A 12,126-nucleotide genomic window follows, 5' to 3' on the forward strand; every position below is an offset into this window, starting at 1 on the left:
CCTTGCCTTAGGGCTTATAAAGGGGTATGCTGTTGCGCCTTTTGTAGATGATTAAACGAGCAAGCCGCTCAAATTTCGGAGTAAGCTGATGGCCCGTATTGCAGGCGTCAATATCCCGGACAACAAGCATGCGGCGATCTCGCTGACCTATATCTTCGGGATTGGCCGTACTCGCGCTAAGCACATTTGTGCTGCTGCCGGTATCGCGCCGACTGCCAAGATCGTAGACCTGTCCAGCGATGAGCTGGATACCCTGCGTTCTGAAGTTGGTAAGTTCACCGTAGAAGGCGACCTTCGTCGTGATGTCACGCTTAACATCAAGCGTCTCATGGACTTAGGCTGCTACCGTGGTCTGCGTCATCGTCGTAGTCTTCCGCTGCGTGGTCAGCGGACCAAGACTAACGCGCGTACCCGTAAGGGCCCGCGTAAGCCGATCCGCAAATAACACGCAGGCTCTTTCATAGAGAGCCAGCGTATAGACAGGAATAGACATCAACATGGCTAACCCGCGTAGTAACCGTAAAAAGGTTAAAAAGCAGGTAGTGGATGCCGTTGCGCATATCCATGCCTCTTTTAACAACACGATCGTGACGATCACAGACCGCCAGGGCAATGCTCTCTCTTGGGCAACTGCCGGTGGTTCGGGTTTTCGTGGTTCTCGTAAGAGCACCCCGTTCGCTGCGCAAGTAGCAAGCGAACGTGCAGCGACTGCTGCAGCCGAGTATGGTGTGAAAAACGTAGACGTGCTGGTCAAAGGCCCCGGTCCCGGCCGTGAATCCGCCGTGCGCGCACTGAATGCCGCCGGCTTCCGCGTGCAAAGCATCGTAGACGCGACGCCCATTCCCCACAATGGCTGCCGTCCGCCTAAGAAACGCCGCGTTTAAGGAGACAGATTCATGGCTCGTTATATTGGACCTAAGTGCAAATTGTCTCGTCGTGAAGGCACCGATCTCTTCTTGAAGAGTGGCGTGACTCCCTTCGAGAAGAAGTGTAAATCCGAGCAGATCCCGGGTGTACACGGCCAGCGTCGTCAGCGTCTTTCCGACTACGGCTTGCAGCTTCGTGAGAAGCAGAAAGTACGCCGTATGTATGGCGTACTCGAAAAGCAGTTCCGCAACTACTACAAAGAAGCCGCTCGCCTGAAAGGTGCGACCGGTGAAGTATTGTTGCAGCTGCTCGAATCCCGACTGGACAACGTCGTCTACCGCATGGGCTTCGGCTCGACTCGCTCTGAAGCGCGTCAGCTGGTCAGCCACAAGGCGATTTCCGTGAATGGCCGCACCGTTAACGTTGCTTCCTACCAAGTGAAGCCCGGTGACGTGGTCGCTATCCGTGAAAAGGCGAAGAACCAAGCCCGTATTCAAAACGCGTTGACCATTGCGGCCAACCGTGGCGACATCGCTTGGATTGACATCGACGCCAAGAAGATGGAAGGCACTTTCAAGGCTCTGCCTGAACGCGGTGACCTGACTGCCGACATCAACGAAAACCTGATCGTCGAGCTGTACTCCAAGTAAGCAGTTTGATGTACGTTTCTGCTTCTTGAGGCCTGGGCGGGATAGCAAAGCTAACCGCCCAGATGCTCTTGAGTATTGTGCTTTAGAGTACTCAGTATCCGTTTGGCAGCCTGAAAGGTGTTCATATGCAGCGTTCAGTGACAGAGTTTCTTCGTCCTCGCGACATCAAGGTCGAAGAAATCAGCGCACATCATGCCAAAATCGTCCTCGAACCGTTCGAGCGCGGCTTTGGTCACACCCTGGGGAATGCACTTCGTCGCATTCTGCTTTCATCCATGCCCGGCGCCGCTGTGGTAGAGGCTGAAATTGCCGGTGTAGAGCACGAATACAGTGCGCTCGAAGGGGTGCAGGAAGATGTCATCGAAATCCTCCTGAACTTGAAAGATGTTGCGATCAAGATGCACAGCCGCGATGAGGCGGTGCTCTCGCTGAACAAGCAGGGCCCAGCCGTCGTCACCGCTGGCGACATTGCGCTTGATCATAGCGTCGAAATCGTCAACCCGGACCATGTCATTGCACACGTCAATGAAGGTGCCGAGCTGAAAATTCAGCTTAAGGTCGCGCTGGGTCGTGGTTACGAACCGGCTGACGCTCGTGGCTCTGATGAAGAGACCCGTGCGATTGGACGCTTGCAGCTGGATGCCACCTTCAGCCCTGTTCGCCGTGTTTCCTACTCGGTCGAAGCCGCTCGTGTCGAGCAGCGTACCGACCTCGATAAGCTGATTATCGACCTGGAAACCGACGGTACCCTGGATCCGGAAGAGGCTATCCGTCGCAGTGCGACCATTCTGCAAGAGCAGCTGGCCGCCTTCGTCGACCTGGAAGCTGATAAAGAGCAGGAAGTCGAAGAGGAAGAGGATCACGTCGATCCGATCCTATTGCGCCCCGTAGACGATCTCGAGTTGACCGTACGCAGCGCTAACTGCCTCAAAGCCGAGAATATCTACTACATCGGTGATCTGATTCAGCGCACGGAAGTGGAGCTGCTGAAGACTCCGAACCTCGGTAAGAAGTCCTTGAATGAAATCAAGGATGTATTGGCAGCGCGCGGCTTGTCCCTCGGCATGCGGCTGGAAAATTGGCCACCCGCTAGCCTGAAGGACGACAAGGCTTCCGCGTAAGCGTCGACTTGAGTCCCAGTTTGGTAAGGAATCACAACCATGCGTCATCGTAAGAGTGGTCGTCATCTGAATCGTACCAGCTCGCACCGTCAGGCCATGTTCAAGAACATGTCTGTCTCGCTGGTCGAACATGAAGTCATCAAGACAACCCTGCCCAAGGCCAAGGAACTGCGTCGCGTTATCGAGCCGCTGATCACCCTGGCAAAGCAGGATAGCGTTGCAAACCGCCGTTTGGCGTTTGCTCGTACGCGCTCCAAAGAAGCCGTCGGCAAACTGTTCAACGAGCTGGGTCCGCGTTACGCCGAGCGTCCGGGTGGTTACATCCGTATTCTCAAGTGCGGTTACCGCACCGGCGACAACGCGCCCATGGCGTACGTTGAGCTCGTAGACCGCCCGGTGGCTGAAGAAGAAGCCGTCGCTGAATAAGCGCTGCTCCTTCTGGTAGGCACAATGAAAACCGACCCTTTTGGGTCGGTTTTTTTATATCTGCGCTTTTTCCGCTGCTTTATCGAGATGAATGCTCTAAGGGAAGATCAATTTAACGATAAGGCATGCTAGGCTAATGCAGCAGCCGTATGAACGGCCAAGCGTCGGGCAGTGTGATCAATCAGTAAGAGGTCGGTATGGCAACAACACGAGGAGTGAGCACAGCGGTTTGGGCGGCGCACTGGCTACTGGTCATGCTGATGATGATGCTGATGGGTAGCGCCAACGCCCAGGCGAATCCTCGTTATGCAGGCATCGTTGTGGATCTCGAAAACGGCGAAGTGCTATACGCTGAAAATGCTGACGAGCCACGCTATCCTGCGTCGCTCACGAAAATGATGACGCTCTACCTAACATTCGAAGCGCTGGAGGAGGGAAGACTAAGCCTCGATCAGCCGTTGCCCGTTTCTGCTCAGGCGGCTGCCATGCCGGCGACCAAACTATGGCTGTCGGCCGGTAGCTCCATTCCTGTGGATACGGCGATTCGTGCGCTAGCCGTGCGCTCTGCCAACGATGTGGCCGTGGTCGTGGCGGAAGCATTAGGTGGCAGCGAGCAGCGCTTTGCTAACCTGATGACGGTGAAAGCCCGTGAACTGGGGATGAACGCCACCACCTTCCGCAACGCCTCTGGGCTGCCCGATGACCAGCAAAGGACGACCGCGCGTGACATGCTGACGCTCTCGGTACGAGTCATGCAGGACTTTCCTCAATACTATCACTACTTCGGGTTGCAGGAGTTCACCTATCGTGGCACGCGCCATACCAGCCACAATCGCTTGGTGCGCGACTACCCCGGTGCCGACGGCTTGAAAACCGGCTTCATTCGCGCGTCGGGCTTTAACGTAGCCACCACCGCCGTTCACAACGGTCGGCGGATGGTGGCCGTGGTGATGGGCGGATTTAGCTCCTCCTCGCGAGATACCCACATGGCGGATCTGCTGGACCGTAGCTTTATGCGCGCCTCGCTCAGAGATCGGCGCACCTGGTTGGCGAACACGAGCTTTTCCAGTGAGTTCATGGGCTTTGCCGGGCCTGCGCAACCGCTGCGACAGTCAATGCCTGTTCGACCCTCTAACCAGCCGATGGTAGCCAATGTCTCGGCAACGTCCCTCTCCCCGACACCGAGCGCTACACGCACAACGCCCGCGCAGGCAGTCGAATCTCAACTCATCGATGCTGCTGAGGCAGACCGTACGCCGCCCTCCGCGTCTCCAGATCCGCTGCAGGCCTTTATCGAGCGGGAGCAGGTACTGGCCAGTGCGTCGCCTGAGGGGCAAGCAGCCTCGGCGAGTTGGGGCATACAAGTCGGAGCATTTAGCCAAGCGGCACAGGCAGAGCAGTTTGCTCGCCAAGCCGCACAGCGGCTGCCAACGAGCGTGGGAGGCCGCGTTGCCATCGATCCGCTTCAGGGGCCCACGACAGTGTTTCGCGCCCGTGTCGTCTCATTGAACGAATCGCAGGCACGCCAAGCGTGCCAAGCGCTACAGGCGCAGGGCATGGACTGCATGGTGGTCAACGCGAGTCTTTGAGCCGCATGATATCGCTGCCCCGCCAATCCCCGGTTGGCGGGGCTTTTTTATGCTGTGCGTCTGGGTGCGCAGCCACAATAATAAACGTAGAAGAGGAGACAACGGATGACGCCCTCGCTAAAAGGCATTTTATTCATGTGCTTAGGCGTGCTGTTTTTGGCGCTTGGCGATGCGGTCTCTAAATGGCTGGGAGCCGTCCACTCGCCCTTACAGATCATCTTTTTCCGCACATTGGTATCGCTGCCGCTGATTGCCCTGTTGGCTTACGTAAGCGGCGGATTACGCAAGCTGCGTACTCGGCGTCCAGGCGTGCATCTGCTGCGCGGTTTGATTTACACCGCCACGATGGTCTGCTTCGTGTGGGGCTTGACCCTGCTGCCCTTGGCCGAGGCCACGGCGATTGCCTTCGTCGCGCCGCTGTTCGTGACGCTACTCTCCGTACCGCTGCTGGGTGAGCGTATCGACCCGCCGGTGCTGGTGGCGTCGCTGCTAGGCTTCTTAGGAGTGCTGATCGTCGTGCGCCCTGGCGGTGATGCTTTCCAGCTGGGCGCAATGATCGTTCTTGCGGCGGCGGTGTTCTATGCGCTCATGATGGTGACGGCGCGGCGCTATGGCGCCAACGAGCACCTATGGGCGATGGTGTTCTATATGACCATGGTGCCGCTGGTCGTGACGGCCGTGAGTTTGCCCTGGGTATGGCAAACCCCACAGCCGTGGCATTGGCTTGGATTTTTGGTATCTGGGGTGTTGGGTGTCGGTGCCACGGCATTCATTACTCTGGCCTTTCGCTATGCGCCTGCGGCCATTGCAGCCCCTTTCGATTATACGGCCATGCTCTGGGCGGTGCTGTTGGGTTGGTGGTTCTGGGGAGAGCTGCCGGACCTTTGGGTATGGGTCGGCAGCGCGCTGATCATGTTGAGCGGCTTAGCTATCGCTTACCACGATCGACGCACTACCTTGAAACGCCGCCCAACGGCGTAGACGTTAGGCAAACTGATAGACATCCATGGCCAGCACGCCGTGTTCGACGCTGTGATGACGCAGTGTTGCCTGTCCGCCCGCCCCCATGGCTACCAGAAGCGGCTGAAAGTGCTCGGGTGTGGGGTGATTACGTTCAGCATCGGGGCCGCGTTGCCAGTGGATGAGTGCATCGCGGTCATCTTCTCGCAGCCTTGCATGCACCCACTCGGCGAAACGCTCGACCCAAGCCGGCACTTGACTGCCCTGAGCCTGCAGCTCGTAGAGATTGTGGGTCAAGCTGCCCGAACCGATCACCAGGATACCCTCCTGACGCAGCGGTGCGAGCTGCTCGCCCAGGGCGATCAACTCGCTAGCACCCCAGCGGCTGGGCAGTGATAGCGACACCACCGGTATATCGGCATCCGGATGCATCAGTGACAGTGGCACCCACGCGCCGTGATCCAGTCCGCGCTCCGTCTCCGTGGCGCCTAGCTGTTGGGCCAAACGTTTGGCCAAGACGGGTTCCCCAGGCGCTGGGTACTGCACGGCAAACAGGGCGTCGGGAAAACCGCCAAAATCGTGGATAGTCGTAGGTGTCGCGCTACGGCTCACCTGCAACCGTTCGGTCTCCCAGTGTGCTGAAACCACCACGACGGCCTTGGGTCGCAGAGTGCGGCCCAGCTTCCTCAAGAAGTGATGGGCTGGCGTGGGGGTGAGCGCCAGCATGGGAGAGCCGTGGGAGATGAAGAGACTCGGTAACATAGGATGCGCTCCAGTCAATGGGCCTGCCAACGTGTGATTCTCGGCAGGCCATTGGATTATGCCAGTCGGCGGCTGATGACGAAGCTACCGCTGCCCAGGCCGGCTTGCACCAGGAGGGCCACGGCCCAGAACACTGGGAACTCCCAGCCGCCGCCGGGATTGGAGAAGACCCAGCCGTTACCGAGGTGTACCCAGGCGGCGCCGAGCAGCACCGGTACTAGCGCCAGACTCACCCAGCGGGTGTATAGGCCCAGCATCAGGGCCAAGCCTCCGCCGACTTCGGCGGCAATGGTCAAGTAAGCCATGAAACCGGGCAGGCCAAGCGATTCGAAGTAGCCCACCGTGCCAGGAAGAGTAAACACGAACACTTTCATCAGGCCGTGAGCCAGGGCCATCACACCTAGGCTAACGCGCAGTAGGGCGGTTGCATGAAGGGTTGTCGTCGGGGTAGGTAACGTCGTCATAGCACTCTCTCGCGTTTTGGGCATCACCATGGATGCGATGATGCTACTGTAGGCTAGCGAGAGGAGAAGATAATCTAACCGATGAGCACTTTACTGTTGCGATATACGCGATAATCCAAGCCCCTGTTCCCATATGGGTGGGTCGCCCCAGGCATCGGCCAACTGATCGATGAAGTGCGCTACCTTGGCGGGTAGAAAACGCCGTGCGGGGTAGAGGGCGTGTATGTCTAGGTAGGTCGGCGGTAGGTCTAATAGAAGCGGCACCAAGTGTCCCCGCTGTACGCTCTCATGAATCAGAAAACTGGGTTGTTGGGCGATGCCTAATCCCGCTTCTGCGGCATGGGTCAACATATCCCCATTATTGCTCTCCAGCGGCCCCGTGACGCTAACGTACTGCTGGCCGAAGCGCCAGTCGCCGCTGTTCTGCCCGCTGCGGTAGCGTAGGCAGTGGTGCTGGGTAAGGTCTTCGATGCGCAAAGGCGTACCATGCTGCGCTAAATAGCCGGGTGACGCGCACAGCACGAGCTGGCAGCGGGCTAGCCGTCTGGCGATCAGGCTGGAGTCGGGCAGGCTGCCGATGCGGATGGCGACATCATAGCCCTCCTCCAACAAATCTACGCGGCGGTCGTTGAGATCGAGGCGTACATCGAGTGCGGGGTGCGCCTGCATGAACTGCGCTACCTGAGGCGCGAGATAGCGCGTGCCGAAACTCATGGGACCATTGATGCGCAGCCGCCCACTCACAGTGTGAGTGCCACTGCCGACATCGGCAGCGGCCTCCTCCAACGCCAGCAAAATGGCCTGGGCATGGGCTAAATAGCGCTCTCCCGCATCGGTAAGATGCAGCCGCCGCGTCGTGCGCTGAATCAAGCGAGCGCCCAGCGTCTCCTCTAGCGCCATGACCTGCCGCGACACCCGCGTACGTGAAAGATCCAATGCCTCGGCAGCGCGGGTATAGCTGCCAAGCTCCGCCACTTTGACGAAGGCGGTCAGCTGGTCGAGTCGACTCATGGGGCGCGAAACGCCAGCGCCGCCCGGTAAGGGTCGGGCTGGCCGCAGATCGCAGAAATCACCGCCATCCCTTGGGCGCCGGCGGCACTCACTTGGGTGGCGTGCTGCGCCTTTAAGCCGCCAATCGCCACGCTGGGCAACGGGCAGGCGCGCACCAGCTCGGCTAAGCCCTCGAAGCCGATGGGCCGAGCATGATCCTGCTTGCTGGCAGTGGCGAAAATGGGGCCTAACCCGACGTAGTCCAACAGCGCGATGGGCGCGTCACGAAGCTGCGCGAGGGTGTTGATCGACAGTCCTAGAATGGCCTGCGGCCCCAGCGCCTCCCGCGCCTCTGGAACCGCGGTATCGCTCTGGCCAACATGCAGGCCGTCGGCACCGCTGGCGATGGCCACGGCGAGTCTGTCGTTGATGATCAGCGGCACATGGGTGCCCGCCAGCAGCCTTTTGAGGCGCTTGGCTTGTTCGATCATCGCCTCGTCGCTGGCATGCTTGTCGCGTAGCTGCACCACGGTGACTCCGCCTTTGACGGCGGCTTCCACCGTCGCTTCGAGGCCCGCTTCCGCGCACAGAGCGGCATCGGTCACCAAATAGAGCGAAAGATCACACGGCATGCAGCGTCTCCACTTGGCTTTGCGACGAAAGATCCTCTGGAGTGAGCTGGTACAGTGCATCCAGAAACGCGACCTGAAAGCTGCCCGGCCCCTTGGCCTGCTGACCCGCACGATGACCGGCGATGCCAAAGCACGCCAAGGCGGCCAGCGTCGCGGCCAGCGGGTGCTCGCGGTTGGCGGCAACGAACCCGGCCACCAAGGCGCTCAAGCCACAGCCGAGCGTCGTGACGCGGGGCATCAGCGGGTGGCCCCCGGTTAACCGTACGTGGTGGATGCCATCGGTGATGACATCGGTTTCGCCGGTCATGGCGACGATGCAGCGTTGCCGCTGGGCGAGCGTCATGGCGGCGTGAGTGGCGTCATCGGTGGTGGCGGTCGCATCGACCCCACGCCCTTGGCTGGCCAAGCCGGCCAGAGCCATCACTTCCGAGGCATTGGCGCGAATGACGCTGGGGCGATGGGACAGCAGCGCCTGGCACACCCGCTGGCGGAACTCGGTGGCCCCGACGGCGACGGGGTCCAGCACCCAGGGGGTGTCGGTCGTGTCGGCCGTGCGCGCCGCCAGCTGCATCGACTCAGCCCAGGGGGCAGAGAGCGTGCCGATATTGATGGAGAGCGCGTCTGCCATCGTGGTAAATTCAGCGACCTCTTCTGCGGCGTGCAGCATGGCAGGCGATGCGCCCGTGGCCAGCAGCAGGTTGGCGGTACTGTTCATGGCCACGTAATTGGTCATGCAGTGAACGAGCGGCGTGGACTCGCGCAGGGCAGCGAGCATATCGCCAAGTGGGGGGTAAGTCATGGTTTCCTCCCGGGTAAGGAGGTGGTGGTAAGCACCACGACTCCCTACGCCGGCGTTATCCGGTTCAGGTTCAAAGGGTGCTTCTCAGCCGCTGAGCGGCGCCCCTGTCGTTGGTGGGTACTATCCTAGCCTTGGGCGGCGCTGTAAAGCCCGCAACGAGTTAACGAAACGCGATGCGGGTCCCGTACGTGAGCATTTCGTCAGGGGTGATGGCTCGGCCCTGCACGCCAATCATTTCGTCGCCGCACTGATCGGCAAAGGTCAGCACGCCATGGGTTAAGCCGAGCTGGCCCAGAGCGTCGCGAATTTCACCGGTTCCCAGAAAGGTGCTGACGCGACCTTGAGCGTCACAGAGGTCCGAGACGCCATTAGCATGGTGGAAACGCACTTTGTAGATACCGTCCATGGATTCGACTTCGACGATGGGGGAGAAGCCGTTTTGAATCGCATTACTCAGCTGCTTCAATGTCAGGCGATCGCCAAGGGTCATATCGATAGCGGTCATGACGTGCTCCTATCGGACGCCGTTCATGGGGCATCACGGGTCACTATGTAAAATTGTCGAAATAGAAGTGTAGAAGATTTGCATCATTTTTCCAGGGGCATTCGGGGGCGCCTTTGCCCAGGTATTAATGCACGGCATCTAGCGCATGCTGCTGGAGTTTGACCAGTGGAATGATGTCCAGCGTTCGCTCGTTCGTACCGGACAAAACGACCGGCGGCGCGAGTCCTACCTGTGCCGCTTCGGCCCAGCGGTGCGCGCAAAGACACCAGCGATCCCCGGGTTTCAAACCGGGAAAGCCAAACTCCGGCCGCGGTGTCACCAAGTCGTTGCCTTGCGCCTTGGAGAAGGCCAAAAACTCCTCGGTCACCATGGCGCACACCGAATGGATGCCGACATCGTCTGGCCCTACCCGGCAAAAACCATCGCGATAGAAACCGGTTTTCGGCGAGTGGCAGCAGGGCGTGAGCGGTTCACCCAATACGTTTAGATCACGGGACATAAAGACTCCTCGGGGGCAGGCTGGAATTCTGCGTTCCTCGCCCTCATAACATGGGAAATAACGCCTTCAAAGGCAGTGATGCACAGGCAGCGGGAAGCACGACGCTGTCGCCTAAGCCTTGTACAAAGTCATACGTCCGTCAAAGATTTTGCATCGCGTAAACACAAGCATCATCCAACCAGGAGAGTGTCATGTCGTATCAAGGTGAACAGCATCCGGGGGTGACCCCGGCCGCTTCGCAAACCCAGGGCTTTCGCTTGAACCACACCATGCTGCGGGTCAAAGACCCTGAGCGTGCGCTCGCGTTTTACTCCAAGGTGTTTGGCATGCAGGTGCTGCGCCGTCTGGACTTCGAGGAGATGCAGTTTTCGCTCTACTTTCTGGCCAATGTCGAGGAGAGCGATCACGTGCCGGAAGAGACCCAAGCGCGCACCGCCTGGACCTTCAGCCAGAAAGGCCTGCTAGAGCTGACCCACAACTGGGGCACCGAAAACGAGCAGGACTTTGCCTACCACGACGGTAATGCCGAGCCGCAAGGCTTCGGGCACATCTGTTTTAGCGTGCCGGACTTGGAAGCCGCCCAAGCGTGGTTCGATGAGCACGACGTCACCTTCGTGAAGCGTGCCGACCAAGGCAAAATGAAAGACGTGATCTTCGTCAAAGACGCCGATGGCTACTGGATCGAAGTGATTCAAGCCGACCGTATGGCAGGCATGGGCGATTAACGATGGCTCATCTGCTGTTTCGGTTGCACCACGTGACCGATGAAGAGGCCATGGAAGTCCGCCAACTGCTGGAAGAACATGGCTTCGACGTGTACGAAACCCAAGCGGGCTTTTTCCGCCTGGGAGTCGACGCCATCTGGTTGCGCGACCCAGCACAGCAAGACGATGCCGAGGCGGTGCTGGCGCGTTACCAGGCCGAGCGATTAGCCAAGGTGCGCCGTGAACACGAAGAGGCGCTGGCGCGTGATGATGCCCCTACGCTGTGGCGACGCTTCATGGCCCATCCGCTTCAAGTCACGCTAGTGATCGTGGCGGTGCTTATGATCGCTCTGCTGACCTTACTGCCGTTCGTAGGACTCGCCCGCTAAACGTCGCACAGCGCGTTAGATAGGTGTCCGCGTTTGATGTACATCATGACCCCTGAGGGTCCAGCGCTAAGCCGCGGGGCAGCCCCCGGGGGATAGCGGCACCAGCTACCTGCCGGGTACTCGGTGTCTGCGTCACGTAGCGAGCCCTCCAGTACGAACAGCTCCAAGCCGCCCGGCAGTGCCGGATAGTCGATAATGACCTCGCCTTCCCAACGCTCTAGGCTGACGCGTTCATGTTGATAGGTGTGCAGCATTTTGTAGGTGATGCCTGGCCGACGGTCGGGCTGCCAGGGCAGGCGGTGGGCGGGAATGGCGAGTTGGAGCAGGTCGTTTTTATCGAACTGATGAAGTTTCACCAGGATCAGCGCACCCTCGTCGCCAATGCGCGGCGTGTGCCCCGTGCCGATGGGGTTGCGTAGATAGCTGCCCGCTGGGTAACGGCCATGCTCATCGGCAAACACGCCTTCGAGTACCAAAATTTCCTCACCGCCTTCGTGGGTATGGCGGCTGAACTGGCTGTTGGGCGCGTAGCGCACCAGGCTCGTGGCGCGGGCCACCTCATCGCCAATGCGATCCAGCATCATACGTTCGACACCTGCGCTAGGCGAGGCCACCCAGTGATACTGTTCCGGCGTGACACAGGCAAAGTGGCTAAAGTCGGCGTTTAGGCGCATGGTCGTGGCTCTTTGCGGTGAAGTAAACAGTGAACAGTGGCAGCGGCGTTGTTAGTGTCAGTCTCCCCATCCCGACAGCAAAATGCAATGCAAAA

17 protein-coding genes and 1 riboswitch are annotated in these 12,126 nt (G+C 59.3%); of the genes, 9 read left to right on the forward strand and 8 right to left on the reverse strand.

Annotation, left to right across the window (positions count from 1 at the left end; translation table 11 throughout):
- The first annotated feature begins 88 nt into the window (after nt 1-88).
- From rpsM to MHM37_RS08930, 7 genes are all read left to right on the forward strand, one after another.
- Entirely contained in the window at nt 89-445 is a 357-nt protein-coding gene (rpsM, locus tag MHM37_RS08900) for a 30S ribosomal protein S13 (RefSeq protein WP_062363022.1), read from the forward strand.
- A gap of 52 nt (nt 446-497) precedes the next feature.
- Nucleotides 498-884, forward strand: coding sequence for a 30S ribosomal protein S11 (gene rpsK / locus MHM37_RS08905; RefSeq protein ID WP_009099028.1), 387 nt, complete (start codon nt 498-500; stop codon nt 882-884).
- A 12-nt stretch (nt 885-896) separates the two neighbouring features.
- A complete protein-coding gene (gene rpsD, locus MHM37_RS08910; protein ID WP_044628820.1) occupies nt 897-1,517 on the forward strand; it encodes a 30S ribosomal protein S4 in 621 nt (206 codons plus the stop codon).
- A gap of 125 nt (nt 1,518-1,642) precedes the next feature.
- The gene (rpoA, locus tag MHM37_RS08915; RefSeq protein WP_016915790.1) at nt 1,643-2,638 is read left to right on the forward strand and encodes a DNA-directed RNA polymerase subunit alpha; all 996 of its coding nucleotides are present in this window, start codon (nt 1,643-1,645) and stop codon (nt 2,636-2,638) included.
- 39 nt (nt 2,639-2,677) lie between these two features.
- On the forward strand, nt 2,678-3,064 hold the full coding sequence (gene rplQ / locus MHM37_RS08920; protein WP_044628819.1) for a 50S ribosomal protein L17: 387 nt from the start codon (nt 2,678-2,680) through the stop codon (nt 3,062-3,064).
- A 197-nt stretch (nt 3,065-3,261) separates the two neighbouring features.
- Nucleotides 3,262-4,653, forward strand: coding sequence for a serine hydrolase (locus MHM37_RS08925; RefSeq protein WP_239296379.1), 1,392 nt, complete (start codon nt 3,262-3,264; stop codon nt 4,651-4,653).
- 105 nt (nt 4,654-4,758) lie between these two features.
- Nucleotides 4,759-5,634, forward strand: a complete 876-nt coding sequence (locus MHM37_RS08930; RefSeq protein ID WP_153843237.1) for a DMT family transporter — start codon at nt 4,759-4,761, stop codon at nt 5,632-5,634.
- A gap of 3 nt (nt 5,635-5,637) precedes the next feature.
- Here the strand turns inward: MHM37_RS08930 and MHM37_RS08935 are convergent, their stop codons facing one another.
- From MHM37_RS08935 to MHM37_RS08965, 7 genes are all read right to left on the reverse strand, one after another.
- A complete protein-coding gene (locus tag MHM37_RS08935) occupies nt 5,638-6,375 on the reverse strand; it encodes a class III extradiol ring-cleavage dioxygenase (protein WP_153843236.1) in 738 nt (245 codons plus the stop codon).
- Nucleotides 6,376-6,431: 56 nt separating this feature from the next.
- Nucleotides 6,432-6,839 (reverse strand): DoxX family protein, encoded by a 408-nt coding sequence (locus MHM37_RS08940; RefSeq protein ID WP_153843235.1) that lies wholly within the window; start codon nt 6,837-6,839, stop codon nt 6,432-6,434.
- Nucleotides 6,840-6,929: 90 nt separating this feature from the next.
- On the reverse strand, nt 6,930-7,850 hold the full coding sequence (locus MHM37_RS08945; RefSeq protein ID WP_239296378.1) for a LysR family transcriptional regulator: 921 nt from the start codon (nt 7,848-7,850) through the stop codon (nt 6,930-6,932).
- Nucleotides 7,847-8,461, reverse strand: a complete 615-nt coding sequence (thiE, locus tag MHM37_RS08950; protein WP_239296377.1) for a thiamine phosphate synthase — start codon at nt 8,459-8,461, stop codon at nt 7,847-7,849. Before thiE ends, MHM37_RS08945 begins: the two co-directional genes overlap by 4 nt.
- The gene (gene thiM / locus MHM37_RS08955) at nt 8,451-9,260 is read right to left on the reverse strand and encodes a hydroxyethylthiazole kinase (protein WP_239296376.1); all 810 of its coding nucleotides are present in this window, start codon (nt 9,258-9,260) and stop codon (nt 8,451-8,453) included. The genes thiE and thiM overlap by 11 nt, the downstream gene beginning before the upstream one ends.
- A 24-nt stretch (nt 9,261-9,284) precedes the next feature.
- A riboswitch (TPP riboswitch) is annotated at nt 9,285-9,376 on the reverse strand.
- A gap of 44 nt (nt 9,377-9,420) precedes the next feature.
- Nucleotides 9,421-9,765, reverse strand: coding sequence for a hypothetical protein (locus MHM37_RS08960; protein ID WP_139527882.1), 345 nt, complete (start codon nt 9,763-9,765; stop codon nt 9,421-9,423).
- A 124-nt stretch (nt 9,766-9,889) separates the two neighbouring features.
- Nucleotides 9,890-10,264, reverse strand: a complete 375-nt coding sequence (locus tag MHM37_RS08965) for a DUF2237 domain-containing protein (RefSeq protein WP_139527883.1) — start codon at nt 10,262-10,264, stop codon at nt 9,890-9,892.
- A 191-nt stretch (nt 10,265-10,455) separates the two neighbouring features.
- On the opposite strand from MHM37_RS08965, the gene gloA reads away from it, so the two are divergent.
- On the forward strand, nt 10,456-10,989 hold the full coding sequence (gene gloA / locus MHM37_RS08970; protein ID WP_139527884.1) for a lactoylglutathione lyase: 534 nt from the start codon (nt 10,456-10,458) through the stop codon (nt 10,987-10,989).
- A 2-nt stretch (nt 10,990-10,991) separates the two neighbouring features.
- Nucleotides 10,992-11,357 (forward strand): DUF6164 family protein, encoded by a 366-nt coding sequence (locus MHM37_RS08975; RefSeq protein WP_239296374.1) that lies wholly within the window; start codon nt 10,992-10,994, stop codon nt 11,355-11,357.
- On the opposite strand, the gene MHM37_RS08980 is transcribed toward MHM37_RS08975, so the two are convergent.
- Complete coding sequence (locus MHM37_RS08980; protein WP_239296373.1) at nt 11,354-12,031, reverse strand: cupin domain-containing protein; 678 nt, start codon at nt 12,029-12,031, stop codon at nt 11,354-11,356. The two genes, MHM37_RS08975 and MHM37_RS08980, sit on opposite strands and share 4 nt — an antisense overlap.
- Nucleotides 12,032-12,126: the final 95 nt, after the last annotated feature.

It is taken from the genome of Halomonas sp. MMH1-48 (assembly GCF_022348105.1).
In the GTDB taxonomy this organism is placed as follows: Bacteria; Pseudomonadota; Gammaproteobacteria; order Pseudomonadales; family Halomonadaceae; genus Vreelandella; species Vreelandella piezotolerans.